General features: G+C 52.9%; 12 protein-coding genes. 6 read left to right on the forward strand and 6 right to left on the reverse strand.

The window, feature by feature from the left end; translation table 11 throughout:
- Window positions 1–133 precede the first annotated feature (133 nt).
- Window positions 134–1,240 carry a macrolide transporter subunit MacA gene (gene macA, locus SFA31_RS12560; protein ID WP_322838281.1) on the forward strand — a complete coding sequence of 369 codons (1,107 nt, stop codon included), beginning with the start codon at window positions 134–136 and terminating at the stop codon, window positions 1,238–1,240.
- Window positions 1,240–3,186 carry a macrolide ABC transporter ATP-binding protein/permease MacB gene (gene macB, locus SFA31_RS12565; protein WP_322838282.1) on the forward strand — a complete coding sequence of 649 codons (1,947 nt, stop codon included), beginning with the start codon at window positions 1,240–1,242 and terminating at the stop codon, window positions 3,184–3,186. The genes macA and macB overlap by 1 nt, the downstream gene beginning before the upstream one ends.
- Window positions 3,187–3,496: 310 nt before the next feature.
- Here macB and cspD read toward each other — a convergent pair whose 3' ends face one another.
- The gene (cspD, locus tag SFA31_RS12570; RefSeq protein ID WP_322838283.1) at window positions 3,497–3,718 is read right to left on the reverse strand and encodes a cold shock-like protein CspD; all 222 of its coding nucleotides are present in this window, start codon (window positions 3,716–3,718) and stop codon (window positions 3,497–3,499) included.
- 311 nt (window positions 3,719–4,029) lie between these two features.
- On the opposite strand from cspD, the gene clpS reads away from it, so the two are divergent.
- Both clpS and clpA read left to right on the forward strand, forming a co-directional pair.
- Window positions 4,030–4,350 (forward strand): ATP-dependent Clp protease adapter ClpS, encoded by a 321-nt coding sequence (gene clpS / locus SFA31_RS12575; protein WP_322838284.1) that lies wholly within the window; start codon window positions 4,030–4,032, stop codon window positions 4,348–4,350.
- Window positions 4,351–4,377: 27 nt separating this feature from the next.
- Complete coding sequence (clpA, locus tag SFA31_RS12580; protein WP_322838285.1) at window positions 4,378–6,657, forward strand: ATP-dependent Clp protease ATP-binding subunit ClpA; 2,280 nt, start codon at window positions 4,378–4,380, stop codon at window positions 6,655–6,657.
- A gap of 1,238 nt (window positions 6,658–7,895) precedes the next feature.
- Here clpA and infA read toward each other — a convergent pair.
- The 5 genes from infA to trxB all read right to left on the reverse strand — a co-directional run bounded on the left by infA (window position 7,896) and on the right by trxB (window position 13,870).
- The gene (infA, locus tag SFA31_RS12585; RefSeq protein ID WP_001040187.1) at window positions 7,896–8,114 is read right to left on the reverse strand and encodes a translation initiation factor IF-1; all 219 of its coding nucleotides are present in this window, start codon (window positions 8,112–8,114) and stop codon (window positions 7,896–7,898) included.
- A gap of 280 nt (window positions 8,115–8,394) precedes the next feature.
- Window positions 8,395–9,099: a leucyl/phenylalanyl-tRNA--protein transferase gene (gene aat / locus SFA31_RS12590; RefSeq protein ID WP_322838286.1), complete on the reverse strand. Its 705-nt coding sequence runs from the start codon at window positions 9,097–9,099 to the stop codon at window positions 8,395–8,397.
- Window positions 9,100–9,148: 49 nt separating this feature from the next.
- Window positions 9,149–10,870, reverse strand: coding sequence for a heme ABC transporter ATP-binding protein/permease CydC (gene cydC, locus SFA31_RS12595; RefSeq protein WP_322838287.1), 1,722 nt, complete (start codon window positions 10,868–10,870; stop codon window positions 9,149–9,151).
- The gene (gene cydD, locus SFA31_RS12600; RefSeq protein ID WP_322838288.1) at window positions 10,871–12,634 is read right to left on the reverse strand and encodes a heme ABC transporter permease/ATP-binding protein CydD; all 1,764 of its coding nucleotides are present in this window, start codon (window positions 12,632–12,634) and stop codon (window positions 10,871–10,873) included.
- A 267-nt stretch (window positions 12,635–12,901) separates the two neighbouring features.
- The gene (gene trxB / locus SFA31_RS12605) at window positions 12,902–13,870 is read right to left on the reverse strand and encodes a thioredoxin-disulfide reductase (RefSeq protein WP_322838289.1); all 969 of its coding nucleotides are present in this window, start codon (window positions 13,868–13,870) and stop codon (window positions 12,902–12,904) included.
- A gap of 481 nt (window positions 13,871–14,351) precedes the next feature.
- Between trxB and lrp the strand changes: the two genes are divergently transcribed.
- The gene (lrp, locus tag SFA31_RS12610; protein ID WP_322838290.1) at window positions 14,352–14,846 is read left to right on the forward strand and encodes a leucine-responsive transcriptional regulator Lrp; all 495 of its coding nucleotides are present in this window, start codon (window positions 14,352–14,354) and stop codon (window positions 14,844–14,846) included.
- A 303-nt stretch (window positions 14,847–15,149) separates the two neighbouring features.
- A complete protein-coding gene (locus tag SFA31_RS12615; RefSeq protein WP_322838291.1) occupies window positions 15,150–19,163 on the forward strand; it encodes a DNA translocase FtsK 4TM domain-containing protein in 4,014 nt (1,337 codons plus the stop codon).
- Window positions 19,164–19,216 lie beyond the last annotated feature (53 nt).

Here is a 19,216-nt window from a genome sequence, read left to right on the forward strand (position 1 = left end):
GGACTCAGAATTAATTAAGCGTATATCGATTAATACATCGGCGACTTCAACCATGCTGCAACGAGGTGATTACCCGGCGCAGACTCTATACCTTGTTGAAAAACGATTTAGATAAATAGTCAGGAAAGAAGATATGAAGGGAAAGATTAAAAAGCGTTACTGGCTATTGCTGGCGATTGTGATTGTGTTCGGCATTATTGTGTGGCGCGTTTTGAGTGCGCCAGCTCCGCGTTACCAAACGCTTATTGTTCGCCATGGCGATCTTGAGCAAAACGTACTGGCGACCGGGAAACTGGACGCGCTGAGTAAAGTAGATGTGGGGGCGCAGGTTAGCGGTCAGTTAAAAACCCTGTTAGTAAAAATCGGCGATCGCGTGACAAAAGATCAACTTTTAGGCGTCATTGATCCTGAACAGGCTGAGAATCAGATAAAAGAGCAGGAAGCGACGCTTAAAGAGCTGCGGGCGCAGCGTCAGCAGGCGCTGGCGCAGGCAAAGCTCGCGCAAATTACGCTTGGGCGTCAGCAGGCGCTGGCCAACACGCAGGCGGTATCGCGTCAGGATTTAGATACCGCGCGCACGGAGCTGGCCGTGAAGCGCGCTCAGCTTGGTACCATCGACGCTCAAATCCAGCGCAATCAGGCAACGCTGGATACCGCTAAAACCAACCTTGAATATACCCGCATCGTGGCACCGATGGCCGGTGAAGTAACGCAAATCACCACGCAGCAAGGGCAAACGGTAATCGCCGCCCAGCAGGCGCCAAACATCCTCACTTTGGCGGATCTCAGTACGATGCTGGTTAAAGCTCAGGTATCCGAAGCCGATGTGATACATCTTAAGCCGGGTCAAAAGGCCTGGTTTACCGTGCTGGGCGATCCGCTAACGCGCTATGAGGGCAAGCTGAAGGATATTTTGCCTACGCCGGAAAAAGTCAATGACGCGATTTTCTATAACGCCCGCTTTGAAGTGCCGAATACGCAGGGCGTCCTGCGGCTGGAAATGACGGCGCAGGTACATATCCAGCTTTCCGGAAAGAAAAATGTCCTGATGATCCCGCTGAGTGCGCTGGGTGAACCCATTGGCGATAACCGTTATAAAGTGAAAGTCTTGCGTAACGGAGAGACCCGCGAGCGGGAAATAGTGCTGGGACAGCGCAATGATACGCACGCAGAAGTTGCCAAAGGTTTGAACGAAGGAGATGAAGTAGTGACAGGGACTGACTCGGAGAGTGCATCTTAATGGCCGCTCTGCTTGAGCTGGAAAATATCCGGCGCAGCTATCCCTCCGGCGATGAGCAGGTCGAAGTGCTTAAAGGGATCGGTTTGCAGATTGAGGCCGGTGAGATGGTGGCGATTATTGGCGCCTCTGGCTCCGGTAAATCAACGTTAATGAACATTATTGGCTGCCTTGATAAACCCAGCGCCGGGCGCTATCGCGTCGCAGGGGTAGATGTCTCTCAGCTAAACAGCGATAAGCTGGCACAGCTGCGCCGTGAGCATTTCGGCTTTATTTTTCAGCGCTATCATCTGTTATCCCATCTCAGCGCCACTCAGAACGTTGAGGTGCCCGCAGTCTATGCCGGTATTCCGCTGGCAAGGCGGCAGGCGCGAGCGCGTGAATTGCTGTCGCGGCTAGGGCTTGAAGGGCGATTAACCTATCGTCCCGGGCAGCTTTCCGGCGGGCAACAGCAGCGCGTAAGTATTGCGCGTGCGCTGATGAACGGCGGCCAGGTGATTCTTGCCGATGAACCCACCGGCGCGCTGGATAGCCATTCCGGCGAGGAAGTGATGGCGACGCTGCGCCAGCTATGCGCTGCGGGACATACGGTAATTATCGTCACGCATGATGCAAGCGTTGCCGCACAGGCTGAACGGATCATTGAAATTCGCGATGGCGAGATAATTAGCAATCCTCCGCCGGTATCGCACCCGGCCGCACAGTCGTTTACGCGGCCTTCTGAAAAACGCGTTGGTTCATGGCGGCAAAAACTGGGCGCTTTTCGCGAGGCGTTAACCATGGCCGGGCTGGCAATGATGGCCAATAAAATGCGCACATTGCTCACGATGCTCGGCATTATTATTGGGATTGCATCGGTTTCTTCCATTGTGATTGTGGGGGAAGCGGCGCAGGAGCAAGTGCTGTCGGATATTCGGGCGATAGGAACAAACACTATCGATATTTATCCCGGTAAAGATTTCGGCGATGACGAACCGCAATACCGGCAGGCGCTGAAATTTGATGATATGACGGCAATTGAGCATCAGCCGTGGGTGCACTCCGCCAGCCCGCGTATCTCGAAGAGCCTGCGCGTGCGCTATGGTAACCGGGACGCAGCGGCAAGCGTTACGGGGGTGAATGGGCAATATTTTAGCGTGTACGGAATGGCGTTTAGTGAAGGCGGTGGATTTAATCAAACCCAGATAGACAGCCGCGCGCAGGTAGTGGTTATTGATAAAAATACCCGACGCCAGCTGTTTCCGGATAAAGCGCAGGTGGTGGGTGAGGTGCTGCTGGTGGGCAATACGCCGGCCACGATTATCGGCGTCGCTAAAGATAAATCCTCCATGTTTGGCAGCAGCAAAACGCTGAGTGTCTGGATGCCGTGGAGTACCATCACCGGCAGGATCAGCGGCCAGAGCTGGCTGGATACCATAACCGTGCGCGTTAATGACGGTTTTGACAGCGCCCTGGCGGAACAGCGGCTCACGCAGCTTCTTGAATTGCGGCACGGCAGGCGCGACTTTTTTACTTATAACATGGACGAGCTCTTGAAAACGGCGGAAAAGACCACAGGTACACTACAGCTCTTTTTAACGCTGGTGGCCGTTATTTCTCTGCTGGTAGGAGGGATTGGGGTCATGAACATTATGCTGGTCTCCGTTGCAGAGCGTACGCGTGAAATTGGGATCCGTATGGCCGTTGGTGCCAGAGCCAGCGATGTACTTCAGCAGTTTCTCATTGAGGCAGTTTTGGTCTGCCTCGTTGGGGGCGCGATTGGTATGATGTTAACGCTGACGATTGCCTTCACTCTGCGGCTTTTTTTACCCGGCTGGGAGATAGGATTTTCCCCAATGGCGTTGTTAATGGCGTTTTTGTGCTCAACGCTGACCGGGGTGCTGTTTGGTTGGCTGCCCGCACGACGTGCAGCGAAGATGAACCCTATCGATGCACTGGCTCGTGAGTAACGCACGAGCAGAATGCGTTTCCGCCCAAAGGGAGTTGGCCAGGCTTTGTGTATCGGAAACGTAAAGTGCGCCGATAGCGCTGAGCTTACCCGGGCTGAAGTAAAGTTTCGCCCTGGTAACGAGGCGGCCGGGGTTTCGTTCTGGAAATAGCCGCGTTAAACAAGAAGTTTTGCTGTTGGGAGGATTTTCACGCTGAATGCGCTTAGGCAGCGTTTAAACGGCTGATTGAGGCGCGTGCAGAATCAGTAATAAAAATGCCGGCCTGCGGGCTGGCATTTTACTGGGGGGTGTACACAATTACAGGATGTCGCTAAGCCGCAGCCTCTGCGCTGACGGGCACGATTACGCTGGCATGGTTGCCTTTCGGGCCTTGATGCACATCGAATTTAACGGCCTGGCCGGCTTTAAGCGTTCGGTATCCGTCCATCTGGATTGTGGAATAATGCGCGAAAATATCTTCGCCGCCGCCTTCAGGGCAGATGAAACCAAAGCCTTTGGCGTTATTGAACCATTTTACAGTACCCGTTTCCATGCTTCGTCATCCTTCATCGCTTAATTTGAGTAAGATGGAATGAACCGATGAGAAAGCGAGGAGTGCTTAAAATCTCGCCAACTCACGTTTGTACAATGTAGATAAATTCGCCATAGCGTCAAGACCCCGCCGCTGACGGCGGGCTTGAAATGAATCAAAATTTGAAGCAGTTAACGCTATTGAAAATAATCTGAGCGCTGTCAAAACCAGGGTTTAAAGAGATATTGGATCCGCGCTGGCAGTGCAAAATAGCAGTATTCCGGAGGCGGAAAGCGTTCCGTCAGAGTATTCACTAACGATGAAAACAGGCAATGGGTAAGACAAACGACTGGCTCGATGATGACCAGTTGGCGGCAGATAAGGTGCGTGACGCGCTAAAACCGCCATCTATGTATAAAGTTATATTAATGAATGATGACTACACGCCGATGGAATTTGTTATTGACGTGCTGCAAAAGTTCTTTTCTTATGATGTAGAGCGTGCAACGCAGTTGATGCTTACCGTGCATTACCAGGGAAAAGCGACCTGCGGCGTTTTTACCGCCGAAGTTGCTGAAACAAAAGTAGCGATGGTTAATCGCTATGCAAAGGAACACGAGCATCCGTTGCTGTGTACGCTGGAATTAGCCTGATTCAGGCAGATAATTGAGGGGGTGCCTATGCTCAACCAGGAACTGGAAATCAGTTTAAATATGGCTTTCGCCAGAGCGCGCGAGCACCGACATGAGTTTATGACCGTCGAGCACTTGCTGCTGGCGTTGCTCAGTAATCCCTCGGCCCGAGAGGCGCTGGAAGCCTGTTCGGTCGATTTAGTCGCACTGCGTCAGGAGCTCGAAGCCTTTATTGAACAAACCACGCCCGTTTTGCCGCACAGCGAGGAAGAGCGCGATACACAGCCGACGCTGAGTTTCCAGCGCGTATTGCAGCGTGCGGTTTTTCACGTTCAGTCTTCGGGCCGAAGTGAAGTCAATGGCGCGAATGTCCTTGTGGCAATTTTCAGCGAACAAGAATCCCAGGCTGCTTATCTGCTGCGTAAACATGAAGTCAGCCGTCTCGATATCGTTAATTTCATCTCTCACGGCACGCGTAAAAATGAGGATGCAGGGCAGAGTGGAGAAGGCGCGTCATCCAGCGGCGAGGAGCCGTCTGCCGGGGGTGAAGAGCGGATGGAAAACTTCACTACCAATTTGAACCAGCTTGCGCGCGTGGGCGGTATTGATCCGCTTATTGGTCGTGATAAGGAACTTGAGCGCACGGTGCAGGTTCTGTGCCGCCGCCGGAAAAATAATCCACTACTGGTGGGCGAGTCCGGGGTAGGGAAAACGGCGATAGCCGAGGGGCTTGCCTGGCGTATTGTGCGCGGGGATGTGCCGGAAGTTATGGCCAACTGCACTATCTATTCTTTAGATATCGGTTCGCTGCTGGCCGGAACTAAATATCGCGGCGACTTTGAGAAACGCTTTAAAGCATTGCTGAAACAGCTTGAACAGGATAGCGACAGCATTCTGTTTATCGATGAGATCCACACCATTATTGGCGCCGGGGCGGCTTCAGGCGGGCAGGTTGATGCGGCTAATTTGATCAAACCTCTGCTTTCTGGCGGCAAAATTCGCGTGATAGGTTCCACCACTTATCAGGAATTTAGCAACATTTTTGAGAAAGACCGGGCGCTGGCGCGGCGTTTTCAAAAGATTGATGTTACAGAGCCTTCCATAGAGGAAACCGTTCAAATTCTCAATGGGCTGAAGCCCAAATATGAGGCACATCACGACGTTCGTTACACCTCGAAAGCGATGCGTGCAGCCGTTGATCTTGCGGTCAAATATATTAACGATCGTCATTTGCCGGACAAAGCTATTGACGTTATCGATGAGGCCGGCGCTCGCTGTCGCTTAATGCCTGCCAGCAAGCGCAGAAAGACGGTGAACGTTGCGGATATTGAATCCGTGGTGGCGCGTATTGCACGCATTCCTGAAAAAAGCGTTTCTGCCAGCGATCGGGATACCCTGAAAAGCCTTAACGATCGCCTGAAAATGCTGGTATTCGGTCAGGATAAAGGCATTGAGGCGCTGACCGAGGCGATTAAAATGAGCCGCGCCGGGTTGGGGCACGATTGCAAACCCGTAGGTTCTTTCCTGTTCGCCGGGCCGACGGGCGTGGGTAAGACAGAGGTAACGGTTCAACTGGCGAAAGCGCTGGGTATTGAACTGCTGCGTTTCGATATGTCTGAGTACATGGAGCGCCACACCGTCAGTCGGTTAATTGGTGCGCCGCCGGGCTATGTTGGGTTCGATCAGGGCGGTCTGTTGACCGATGCCGTGATTAAACACCCCCATGCCGTTCTGCTGTTGGATGAAATCGAAAAGGCGCATCCCGACGTTTTCAACCTGCTGCTGCAGGTAATGGATAACGGGACGCTGACGGATAATAACGGGCGCAAGGCGGATTTCCGCAATGTGGTATTGGTCATGACGACTAACGCCGGGATCCGGGAAACCGAACGCAAATCCATTGGGCTTATTCACCAGGATAACAGCACCGATGCGATGGAAGAGATTAAAAAGGTCTTTACACCGGAGTTTCGTAACCGACTCGACAATATTATTTGGTTCGATCATCTGTCCACTGAGGTTATTCAGCAGGTTGTCGATAAATTCATTGTCGAGCTTCAGGTTCAATTAGACCAGAAAGGCGTTTCGCTGGAGGTTAGCCAGGAGGCAAGGAACTGGCTGGCGAAGAAAGGTTATGATCGCGCAATGGGCGCACGCCCTATGGCGCGCGCTATCCAGGATAACCTGAAAAAACCGCTGGCGAATGAACTGCTTTTTGGCTCCCTGGTGAACGGCGGGCAAGTGATTGTTACGCTAAATCAGGCGCAAGATGGTCTGGAATATGATTTCCAGGGGGCGCAGAAACACAAGCCTGAAGCCGCGCACTGATTCGTGTTTGCGTTATTTTTTTAATAACGGGCCTGGTGTCGCAGGCCCGTTTTTTTACTTCTAACTGAAGACCACATTCTATTTATGGGCGTGGCCATCAACAGGTTTTGGCTCTGTCCTGTTGTTTTGGGATTTAAATCTCACAAGACTGGCAGAGACTTTTTTTAAGGAATTTGGTATGCCTCTCTGGGGCATCAAAGCAATGCCGCCTTCTATGAAGGCGGATTTTTACCTCTAACTGAAGACTACATTCTATTTATGGGCGTGGTTTTCGGCATTTTGGCTCCGCCAGTCATGTTATTCATGAAACAATCCCAATCCCAATCCCAATCCCAATCCCAATCCCAATCCCAATCCCAATCCCAATCTGTTATCACCATAACGGACAAGAACTTTACCCTGAGCCGGTTAGAAAAAGCTTCGCATGCGCTTTGGCACTGCTAATCCGCCTGCTCAAACAGTGAAGAACAGCGTAGGGAAGAAGTTTACAGACATGCAGGAATATTAAGTCAGCAGCTTCATAGTGAAATTGTGGAGCTAAATGTTCGGTAAAGCCATGCGTATTTGCGGGTAAATATCCCGCCAAGATTGCCGGTATCGGAAGCGATGAGGCACCTAAAGGTACAAAAAAGCGATACTACTATTCAATAAATTCCAGGGGTTGAGAAAACATAAACTGTGAGAAATCACATTTGGGCGAAGGGATATCGCATCGGTACCGCAGGAATAAATGCAAAAATGCTCTGCAAATACTTAAAGTATCAAGAGAAACGCGAGCCGGAAGAGAACTCGATAAATCTGCATGGAATGTGAAATGAAGATCCTGCGGGTTAGCATTTAGTGCGCCTCGGTGGGGGAAAAGCCGTGCTGACTTTTATGAAGGCGCTTTCTTATGTCCCGCTAAAATTATATCAACCGGACGCGGCAATTAAACATTTTGGCAAAACGGGCGCTATGCGGGTACAGCTGCCGGGGTGACAGAGCTTCTGACGAGATTTCTCATTTCATCATTGCGGGGATGAAAGCTTGCAGACTCTCTTTTAACAGGATTCTATTCTGCGTGAGCGCAGGCAATGAAAATATCAGCCCCGTGGCATATCGGTGAATACTGGATGACAGGAAGCGATATTACTGGCGAGTGAGCGATAGAAAATACGGGAAAGGAACCAGAATGCCAGCGGGTCGGGAAAGATCCCGACCCTGCCTCAGCGTACCGCTACGGGCGGCTGATAATGCGCTTAGCGGCTACGGAAGACAATGCGGCCTTTGCTCAGATCGTATGGAGTTAGCTCAACGGTTACTTTGTCACCCGTCAGAATACGGATATAGTTTTTACGCATTTTACCGGAGATGTGCGCGGTAACTACGTGCCCGTTTTCCAGCTCTACGCGAAACATAGTATTAGGCAGCGTTTCCAGAACGGTGCCCTGCATTTCAATATTGTCTTCTTTGGCCATCTAATCCTCGGGATATCACTACCATAGTTTGAACCGGCAAGATAATGCCGAAGTTCACGAATTATGTAAAGAATTGCCGGCGTGATGCTGACAACGTCATTTCTGCATACCGCACGCCCGGAACCGGATGGGATCCAGACAGCTATCGACACAGCAGGGAAATAAGGCGGATAAGCGTAGGGCGTTTATCGGGCAGATCCCACATGGCAGCAGAGGCAGTTGGCCGCAGCCATTCTGCGGGCGCAATTATAGCATGTACCGCCCGCAGATGCGCAAAACATTATTTAACCGGATGAGATAACGTCCCGGCTTTCCAGCTCTGCGGCGGTAAGGCAAGCTGACGCAGGACGCCAAGCTTTTGCAAATAGTCGCTGCGCGGAATTTCTTTCGCGCCAAGCGAGGCCGTATGCGGATTCAAAACCTGACAATCAATCAGCTTGCCACCCTGTGCTATAAAGTGGCGGCTGAAAACCATCAGCGCGGTTTTAGAGGCATTTTCACAGCGGCTAAACATGGATTCTCCGCAAAAAAGTGCGCCCATAGCCACGCCGTACAGGCCTCCAACCAACAGGTCGTTTTGCCAGACTTCAACAGAGTGCGCATAGCCTAGCTGATGCAACTCGCACCAGGCTGCAATGACATCGCGGGTAATCCAGGTACCTTCTTCACGCATTGACGCGCAGCCTGCGATGGTGTCAGCAAACGCATTATTCATCGTCACGGTGAACGGAGAGCGGCGATGAAATCGCGCAAAACTGCGGCTAACGTGAAACTCACTCGGATCGAGAACTGCGCGGGGATCTGGCGACCACCAAAGGATAGGATCGCCCGGCGAATACCAGGGAAAAATGCCGTGCTGATAGGCCTGCAACAGCCGTTCAGGACTAAGATCGCCCCCCAGCGCAAGAAGGCCATTAGGCTCACTAAGCGCAGTTTCCGGCGCCGGGAACGCCAGAGAATGGCGCGAAAGCTGCGTCAAACGCATAAGTTAAAAGGCTCTCCTGCAACACAGTGCATTAAGCATAGCGATAAAATTACAGGCGCTGCAAGAATTGCGCGTAGCGTCCGTTAATCTGCCGTAATGCGTCATGACTGCCTTGTTCAAGAATGCGGCCGTCGTCCATCACAATGATGTTATCAAACAGGGAAAGCCCGGTCAGGCGGTGCGTAACCATGATCAACGATTTATCAGCTTCCAGCGTCTGGAGTAGCGCCAAAATCTGGCTTTCCGTTTCAGCGTCCAGACCTTCTGTGGGTTCATCCAGCAGAATAAGAGGCGCAGCGTGCAGAAGCGCCCGGGCCAGGCCAATTCGCCTTAGTTCCCCGCCGGAAAGCTGGCGACCGCCTTCTCCAAGCCACGCATCCAGCCCGCTATTCTCTAAAAGCCCTTGCAGGCCGACCTGGGTTAACGCCCGTTGGAAGGCGGCGTCGCTGGCCTGAGGTGCTGCTAATCGCAGGTTATCGCGCAGCGTAGCGCTAAACAGATGTACTCGCTGCGGTACCAGGGTCATCATTGCGCGCAAAGTCGCTTCATCGTAATCGCAAAGCGGAGTTTCATTAAGCATGATAACGCCGCTTGTTGGATCCCAGGCCCGGGTGACTAACTGGAGCAGCGTCGATTTTCCACAGCCGGTACTGCCTAAAATGGCGATGCGCTGGCCGGGCGCAATGCGCAGTGAAATATGCTGCAACACCGGTCTGAATTCATCCGGATAGCTAAATGAAACATCGTGTAAAGAAAGCGTCACGTGAGTGGAATGCGGCGCGCCTCGCTGTGGAAAGGTGATTGCTATCGGGTGCTGAAGAATTTGTGTCAGACGCTGAGCAGAGGCGATAACCTGCCCTAAATGCTGGAAAGCCCCCGTCACTGGGGTCAGTGCCTCAAACGCGGCTAGCGCGCAGAAAACAAATAAAGCTATCAATGCTCCGCTATTGCTGGATAGGTCAATGTATCCTGCGGCCAGCCACAGCATCAGAACGGCCGTCAGCCCCGAGATGAGTAGCATCAGCGCCTGTGCCAGCGCCGATAGGCCTGCCTGCGCTCGCTGGGCGGCAAACCAGCGCCGCTCCGTATGTTCCAGCCGATCGCGCCACGCTTTTTCTGCACCGAATATGGCCAGTTCGGCCTGACCGTCAAGCCAGCCAATGAGCTGCTGCCGATAGACGCTTTTCTGATAAGTTAATGCTTCTCCTGCAGGTTTCCCGGCGCGCCAGAATAGAGGGGGGAGCAGGAGAAGCGTCAGTAACAGGATAGCACCTAAAATTAGCGCCAGCGGCAGGCTAAGCCAGCTAAGACCAAAGGTTACAGCCACGATGGTGACGAGCGCGCCAATAAGCGGCGAAACGGCGCGAAGATATACATGATCAAGGGCATCAACGTCAGCAACCAGCCGATTCAGTAAATCCGCCTGGCGAAAGTGCTTTAATCCTGCCGGAAAAAGAGGTAACAGCCCGCGAAAAGTAAATACGCGCAGATGTTGCAAGACGCGAAACGTCGCATCATGGCTTACCAGCCTTTCAAAATAGCGTCCGGCGGTGCGAATTATTGCTGCCCCGCGCACCCCGGCGGCGGGCAACATGTAGTTGAAACTATATAATCCGGCGATGCCCGCCAGTGCAGAAGCTGATAAAAACCAGCCCGAAAGTGTGAGCAGCCCAATACTTGCCAGCAGGGTTACAATCGCGAGGACAATGCCGAGCGTCATCAGGCCGATATGGCGACGGTAAAGCGCCAGATAAGGTTTAAGCGCACGCATTTAAATTTCCCTCCTGCGATGGCCTAGCAGATTGGCGAACGTGCCTGGCGTTTGTGATAGCGTGGTGTAATCGCCCTGTTGCACCAATTTACCGGACTCCATCACCCAAATAGCGTCCCATTCTTTCAATATATCAAGCTGATGCGTGACCATCAGGGTAGTTTGGCGACGGGAAGCCTGTTCCAGCGTTTGCATAACCTGGCGCTCACTGTGAGCATCCAGGCTGGCTGCCGGTTCATCCAGCAATAACAGAGCGCAAGGTGAGATAAGGGCGCGCGCCAGCGCAACGCGCTGCGCCTGACCGACGGAGAGGCGTGAAGCGTGCTCGCCGATAGCGGTATCCAGCCCTTCCGGTAACTGATTAACGACTTCATCCAAATGCGCCTGCCGGATAACCTCGGCCAATTGAAGCGAACTGGCGGAAGCGCCTAACAGAATATTACTTTGTAGCGTATCGGCAGGAAGCCGCGGGTTTTGCCCGAGCCAGCTCAGTGAAGCCTGCAGACTTTCCGGTGCCAGTTCGCGTAATTCAATGCCATTGATGAGCAGCGAGCCTTCATAAGGTAAAAAGCCTGACAGCAGGCGCAGCAATGAACTTTTCCCTGCGCCGCTGTGGCCAACCAGCGCGATGCGCTGCCCGGCGGGAAGCTGAAACGTCAGCGGCCCGGCGAGCGGGATTCCCTCTGGCGAAAGAATTATCAGGTCGCGCGCGGTGACGGCTAGCTTGTCCTCTTTATTCAGCGATAAAGTGCCGCGCTCAGGTGCCTGGAGAGGAGCATTTAGAAAGCGCTGCAGGCTGTCCGCAGCGCCGATAGCCTGCGCTTTAGCGTGATAGTACACGCCTAACTCTCTCAGCGGCTGGAAGAACTCTGGCGCAAGTATTAGCGCGAGGAAACCGGCGAAAAGAGTAACGCCGGCGCTAAAATGGCCAAAATTCAGCTCCCCCAAATAAGAAAAACCGAAATAAACCGCAACCAGCGCAATCGATAATGAGGCGAAAAACTCCAGCACGGCGGAGGACAAAAACGCCAGCCTAAGGACTTCCATGGTACGCTGACGGAAGTCTTGTGACGCGTGCTCAATATTTGCAGTTTCTGCAGCGCCGCGATGAAAAATGCGTAAAGTATCAATGCCGCGCAGGCGATCGAGAAAGTGTCCGCTCAGGCGCGATAAAGCATCGAAATTACGCCGGTTTGCGTCAGCGGCACCCATCCCAACCATCGCCATAAATAAGGGTATCAGCGGTGCTGTCACCAGCAATATGAGCGCAGCGGCCCAGTTAATGGGAAAAATCGCGATAACAATCATGACAGGCACCGTAGCCGCCAGCGTCATTTGTGGCAGGTAGCGCGCGTAGAAATCATGCATATCTTCAATTTGTTCCAGCACAAGCGTCGCCCAGCTCCCCGCCGGTTTCCCCTGAATCCACGCAGGCCCTGCGAGATGGAGGCGATCCAAAACCCTGGCGCGCAGCGCTTGCCGAATAAGCATTCCCGCCTGAAACCCTACTTTCTCGCGTAGCCAGGTTACCCAGGCGCGCAGCACAAACACCAGGATCAGTAGCGCAAAAGGCAACAACAGCGCCTCACGCGGAATTTTTTCCATGATCATATGATTAAGCAAACTCGCCAGTAGCCATGCCTGCGCGATAATGAGTAAGCCGCTGATAATGCCTAGCAGACGGGAAAAAAGTATCCAGCGGCGTGCGGTGACGCTTTGTTGTTTTAGCCAGCGAGAGAGCGCGTGTTGATGGGTTTTATTCATTGCGAGCCATGCAAAGAGTTGATGTATGCCTCTTCAAAAGGAAGATGCTAAGCGCAATGTTACCTCGCAGGAAAAAGAAAGGCGAACTTCTGGTAGAAAGGGCGTGCCGTTTCTGAAAATAGTGCAACAGAGGTGGCGTGGAATACGTTATCTTTGCCGTGAAAGCGCGGTCCGGGAATTTTAGAGCGATGTAAAGACCGGCGGTTAGTGTGGTACCAGAGCAGAAACCGCATTGCGATAATAGCGCTTCGCAATGCGGTATCGCGATTAATCGCGTTTATCTGTTAGCCCATCCAGATAGCGTTCTGCATCCAGAGCGGCCATGCAGCCGGTACCCGCAGAGGTAATGGCCTGCCGATAGATATGATCCATAACATCCCCTGCGGCGAATACACCGGGAATGCTGGTCTGTGTCGCATTGCCATGACTGCCGGATTGAACTTTGATGTAGCCGTTTTCCAGCGCGATCTGACCTTCGAAAATAGCGGTATTGGGGCTATGCCCAATGGCGACAAATAAGCCGGCAACGTCCAGATTTTCCGTATGCTCCGGCGAACGAACATCGCGCAGCGTCAGCCCACTTACGCCCATTTGATCGCCGGTAACCTCTTCCAGAGTGCGATGGGTATGCAGCACGATGTTGCCGCTTTCAACTTTATCCATCAGGCGTTTAATCAATATTTTTTCAGCGCGGAAGGTATCACGACGGTGGATCAGATGAACTTCTGAGGCGATATTCGACAAATAAAGCGCTTCTTCAACGGCGGTATTCCCCCCGCCGATCACGGCAACCTTTTGGTTACGATAGAAAAAACCATCGCATGTCGCACAGGCCGAAACGCCGCGCCCTTTAAATGCCTCTTCCGAGGGAAGGCCAAGGTAGCGGGCGGATGCACCAGTGGCAATAATCAGCGCATCGCAGGTGTATTCGCCGCTGTCGCCGGTCAACCTGAACGGGCGCTGCTGCAAATCAACTTGGGTAATGTGGTCGACGATAATTTCCGTTTCAAACTTCGCGGCGTGCTCATGCATGCGCTCCATCAATAAGGGGCCGGTAAGCCCACTCGGATCGCCAGGCCAGTTTTCCACTTCGGTCGTGGTGGTAAGTTGGCCGCCTTTCTCCATACCGGTAATAAGCACCGGTTTTAAATTTGCGCGTGCGGCGTAGACGGCGGCCGTATAACCCGCCGGGCCTGAGCCCAAAATTAACAGCTTAGTGTGTTTAGCCGTACCCATGAGTTCCTCAACAATTTATTGGCGGACAATCTGCAGGATTGTAGGGAATTTGTGACAGCAAAAAAAGAGGATGGCAATTTTGTTAACGATATGTGTGATAGATAAACGCGATGAAACGCGCTCTCTTTAAGTAAGGAAATTCTGCATTAACTTCGCAAAAAGTGGGTTTGCAGGAACCGATATGATGAGGGATTATCGGGCTAATGAGAAGAATCTGGCACGTTTCACTAAAAAAAGATGTTTTACTTTGACAATCCCCTGTGCATTTGCGAAAACATTTCAGGGATAGGTGCAAAAGCGACGTCCTCTGGTATGAAAGCGAATGCACTATCGGGCCATGGAATTCCGGCATGATGTGGACAGACATCATGCGTTATATCAGTGGCTGTCGGCTGGTAACGGTCCACTTACGCGTGCCCGGGAACAGTGAGCGTTTCGGGGGGATGGCAAGTGAAGGAAGGAATACTGAGAGACAATAATAATGGTAGATAGTAAAAAGCGTCCGGGTAAAGATCTCGACCGCATTGACCGAAATATATTGAATGAACTGCAAAAGGATGGGCGCATTTCCAACGTTGAGCTTTCTAAGCGTGTAGGGCTTTCTCCCACGCCTTGCCTGGAACGCGTGCGTCGCCTGGAGCGACAGGGATTTATTCAAGGCTATACGGCGTTGCTTAATCCACAATACCTCGACGCGTCCCTGCTGGTTTTCGTTGAGATCACATTAAATCGCGGTGCGCCGGATGTATTTGAGCAATTCAATACGGCGGTGCAGAAGCTGGAAGAAATTCAGGAATGTCATCTGGTTTCTGGCGATTTCGATTACCTGTTGAAAACCCGCGTGCCTGATATGTCTGCATACCGTAAGTTGTTGGGAGAAACGCTGCTGCGTTTGCCCGGTGTGAACGACACCCGTACTTATGTTGTGATGGAAGAAGTAAAACAGAGCAATCGTCTGGTGATTAAAACGCGCTAAACACGGAACAGGTGCAAAATCGATATAGTTTGTTTACACTCCTGTTAATCCATACAGCAGCAGGATCGGGGAACCGATGCTGCTGCCGTTTAATTATCAGGCTGTAAGCCTGCGGCTGCCGCGTCGTTTTGCGTCGATGATTACGTCATCCGGAGCATCATAACGCCGATTATCTCTGAAGCAGGTGCCGGGTATGCACTGTTATACAATGTTCAGAAGAGGTCTGGCGATGAGCCCGTTAACCGTTATTGTCCCCCGTAGCGCGCTACCGTGGAATACAACCCAAACCCTGGAGAGTTTTTCTTGAGCCAGGAATACACCGAAGATAAAGACATCACACTGACAAGGCTTAGCAACCGCAGCCGTCTGTATGAAGCGCTGTTGCTCCTCATTTCGCTGTTTGCCATATACCTTATGGTGGCGTTGCTTAGCTTTAACCCTTCCGATCCGAGCTGGTCGCAAACGGCGTGGCATGAGCCTATCCATAATTTGGCCGGTGCGCCGGGCGCCTGGCTTGCCGACACGCTATTTTTTATTTTTGGGATTATGGCGTATACCGTGCCGGTGATAATTTTCGGCGGCTGCTGGTTTGCATGGCAGCGTCGCGAAAACGATGATTATATTGATTATTTCGCGCTATCTTTGCGTCTGATTGGCGCGCTGGCAATTATTGTTACGTCTTGCGGGTTGGCGGCGATCAACGCTGATGATATTTGGTATTTCGCCTCTGGTGGCGTAATTGGCAGTTTATTGAGTACCGCCATGATGCCGCTATTGAACAGCAGCGGCGGTACTATCGCGCTGCTGTGCGTGTGGGCTGCGGGGTTAACGCTCTTCACCGGCTGGTCGTGGGTGAATATTGCTGAAAAAATCGGCGGCGCCGTCCTGAGCGTATTGACTTTTGCCAGCAATCGCACGCGTCGGGACAATACCTGGCGCGATGAAGAAGACGATGAAGCGCCCAGTGCTCACCCTTCACGATTCAAAAAGGTGCTACGTCGCAGACATGCCGCAGAAAAATTTTCTAATCCGGTGGGGCGCCATACGGACGATGCGCTATTTTCCGGCAGGCGTATGGATGACGAACCTCAGATTTTTGCTAACGGGCAAGCCGTTGATCCGGATGACGTGCTGTTTTCCAGCCAGCGAGTGACGGAAGAACGTCAGGATTATAATGATCCGCTACTCAATGGCACCAGTATAGCTACGGTTTCGATAGCTGAACCGGCCATGGGCGCCGAATGGTCTGAAGAAATCGCTGCGCAGGCTATCATTGCTGACCCGAATATCACCGTTCCTCTACCGGAGGCGGAAACACCCGCTGTACAGTGGGAACCCATGCCGGAGGCAACGACGGCAGAACCAGCGTTAGCGCCACAGGCTGAAGGAATTCCCCAGCAGCAGCCCTACGCGTCTGATGCATTGACTCATAGTGTCGTGCCAGTATCTGAAAATAATGGGCCGGGCCTGCATGCCAGTGAGGCGCCTTATGCCGAAAGTGGCTACGAAAACCTCCCTGCTCACGGGCGTGAACACGACATGACGGCACCCGCATCATCCAGCTCTGAGGCGATATCTACATTAGAATTAGAGAATGTAGCAGATGGCAGGGCCGAGATTGATCATTCTTCATTCCCGCAATGGGAGGCTGAGCAAGCGCCGCTTCCCAGAGAAACAGCGCAGCCGGGCGGCGAGTATTCGTTATCACCCTCCGCTCCGTCAGATGATGCGATTGCCTCTGCTTCTACTACCGCACTTCCGTTCGGAGATAGCGCCGCGTCATATGGGTTGGCGACCGCTTCGGCGATCCCTGGCGCAGGGCAGGTGGCACCTACCGCAGCGCCGATATTTGATTTAGCGACAGAAGCCCCGCGAGCTCAGGTTAAAGAAGGTATTGGGCCTCAATTACCGCGTCCTAACCGCGTCAGGGTTCCAACCCGCCGCGAATTAGCCTCATACGGAATTAAATTGCCTTCTCAGCGCGAGGCTGAAGAGCGCGCCCGCGCTGAGGCATTACAAAAGCAGAGTCACGCATATCATTCTATAGCAGAAGACGACGAAGCCGCGCAGGCGCTCCAGCAGGATGAGCTGGCACGCCAGTTTGAGAATACCCAGCGCGAACGCTACGGTGCGGCTTATGAAAATGAGCAAAGTGTTTACGGTAACGCTGAACCTGCCGAAGATGAAGAGCCTGCAGAGCAGGCAGAACTGGCGCGTCAATTCGCCGCGTCGCAGCAACAGCGTTATGGCAACGATTATCAACACGAAGTGACACAACCGCCAGCCATGCAGCCGCAGGGCAATTATCCGCAGCAAGCGCCTCAGGTACCGGTAGCGCCGCATTTGGCGCAGCCACAGAATAATTATCCGCAGCAAGCGCCTCAGGCACCGGTAGCGCCGCACGCGGGGCAGCCGCAGGGTAATTATCCGCAGCATGCGCCTCAGGCACCGGTAGCGCCGCACGCGGGGCAGCCGCAGGGTAATTATCCGCAGCATGCGCCTCAGGCACCGGTAGCGCCGCACATGGTGCAGCCGCAGGGTAATTATCCGCAGCATGCGCCTCAGGCACCGGTAGCGCCGCACATGGCGCAGCCGCAGGGCAATTATCCGCAGCAAGCGCCACAGGCACCGGTAGCGCCGCATATGGCGCAGCCGCAGGGCAATTATCCGCAGCAAGCGCCTCAGGCACCGGTAGCGCCGCATATGGCGCAGCCGCAGGGTAATTATCCGCAGCATGCGCCTCAGGCACCGACACAGCAGAGTGCAGCTCAGCAAGAAAGCCTTATTCATCCTTTCCTGATGAGAAACGGCGATCATCGCCCGCTTGCGAAACCGTCAACGCCGTTACCGACCCTTGATTTGCTCACCGCTCCGCCGTCAGAAGTGGAACCCGTTGATACTTTCGCGCTTGAACAAATGGCGCGTCTGGTTGAGGCCCGACTGGCCGATTTTCGCATTAAAGCCGATGTTGTGAATTATTCTCCAGGGCCGGTTATCACGCGTTTTGAATTAAATTTAGCGCCTGGCGTGAAAGCGGCGCGTATTTCTAACCTCTCCCGTGATTTAGCGCGCTCTTTATCAACGGTGGCCGTGCGCGTAGTGGAGGTTATTCCTGGCAAACCCTATGTAGGGCTGGAATTACCGAACAAAAAACGCCAGACGGTGTATCTGCGAGAGGTGCTTGATTGTCAGAAATTCCGCGATAGCGCGTCCCCGCTGACGGTGGTATTAGGAAAAGATATTGCGGGCGATCCTATCGTCGCCGATCTGCAAAAGATGCCGCATTTGCTGGTCGCCGGGACTACCGGCTCAGGTAAATCTGTGGGGGTCAATGCGATGATCCTCAGCATGCTTTATAAAGCGACGCCGGAAGAGGTGCGCTTTATTATGATAGATCCCAAAATGCTGGAGCTATCTGTTTATGAAGGCATTCCTCATCTGTTAACCGAGGTGGTAACGGATATGAAAGACGCGGCAAATGCGCTGCGCTGGAGCGTCAATGAAATGGAGCGTCGTTATAAACTAATGTCGGCGCTTGGTGTACGTAACCTTGCGGGCTACAACGAACGTATTATCCAGGCAGAGCGCATGGGTCGCCCGATTCCCGATCCGTTCTGGAAACCCGGGGATAGCATGGACACCACGCATCCCGTGTTGGAAAAATTGCCCTACATTGTTGTGATGGTGGATGAATTTGCCGACCTGATGATGACAGTCGGCAAAAAAGTGGAAGAGCTTATTGCGCGCCTGGCGCAGAAAGCGCGTGCAGCGGGCATCCATCTGGTCCTTGCTACACAGCGGCCGTCGGTCGACGTGATAACCGGCCTGATTAAAGCCAATATTCCTACGCGAATCGCCTTTACGGTATCGAGCAAAATTGATTCGCGGACTATTCTTGACCAGGGCGGAGCCGAGTCACTGCTAGGCATGGGAGATATGCTTTACTCAGGGCCAAACTCCACGCTTCCAGTCAGGGTTCACGGTGCCTTTGTGCGCGATGAAGAGGTCCATGCCGTTGTACAGGACTGGAAAGCGCGCGGTCGCCCACAATATATCGAAGGCATTACCTCCGATGAAGGCGGTGAAAGCGGCGCGGGGGGAATCGACGGCGATGAAGAACTCGACCAGCTATTTGACCAGGCCGTCGCGTTTGTCGTTGAAAAACGTAAGGCATCCATATCCGGCGTGCAGCGGCAATTCAGAATCGGCTATAACCGCGCTGCGCGTATTGTGGAACAGATGGAGGCGCAGGGGATCGTCAGCCCTCAGGGTCACAACGGTAACCGCGAAGTTCTGGCACCACCGCCGTTTGAATAGCGCATTGTGTATATAATGTATTATTAATTAATGCAGAATCAGTTTTTTCTGCT

Origin of the sequence: Erwinia sp. HR93, from assembly GCF_034555055.1 — a bacterium.
Lineage (GTDB): Bacteria > Pseudomonadota > Gammaproteobacteria > Enterobacterales > Enterobacteriaceae > Apirhabdus > Apirhabdus apintestini.

Excerpts from the sequence above, each read along its gene's own strand:
- aat (WP_322838286.1), bottom strand. The coding sequence starts at position 9,099 with ATGCGTTTGACGCAGCTTTCGCGCCATTCTCTGGCGTTCCCGGCGCCG.
- trxB (WP_322838289.1), bottom strand. The coding sequence starts at position 13,870 with ATGGGTACGGCTAAACACACTAAGCTGTTAATTTTGGGCTCAGGCCCG.
- cspD (WP_322838283.1), bottom strand. The coding sequence starts at position 3,718 with ATGGAAACGGGTACTGTAAAATGGTTCAATAACGCCAAAGGCTTTGGT.
- macA (WP_322838281.1), top strand. The coding sequence starts at position 134 with ATGAAGGGAAAGATTAAAAAGCGTTACTGGCTATTGCTGGCGATTGTG.
- infA (WP_001040187.1), bottom strand. The coding sequence starts at position 8,114 with ATGGCCAAAGAAGACAATATTGAAATGCAGGGCACCGTTCTGGAAACG.
- macB (WP_322838282.1), top strand. The coding sequence starts at position 1,240 with ATGGCCGCTCTGCTTGAGCTGGAAAATATCCGGCGCAGCTATCCCTCC.
- clpS (WP_322838284.1), top strand. The coding sequence starts at position 4,030 with ATGGGTAAGACAAACGACTGGCTCGATGATGACCAGTTGGCGGCAGAT.
- clpA (WP_322838285.1), top strand. The coding sequence starts at position 4,378 with ATGCTCAACCAGGAACTGGAAATCAGTTTAAATATGGCTTTCGCCAGA.
- cydC (WP_322838287.1), bottom strand. The coding sequence starts at position 10,870 with ATGCGTGCGCTTAAACCTTATCTGGCGCTTTACCGTCGCCATATCGGC.
- lrp (WP_322838290.1), top strand. The coding sequence starts at position 14,352 with ATGGTAGATAGTAAAAAGCGTCCGGGTAAAGATCTCGACCGCATTGAC.
- cydD (WP_322838288.1), bottom strand. The coding sequence starts at position 12,634 with ATGAATAAAACCCATCAACACGCGCTCTCTCGCTGGCTAAAACAACAA.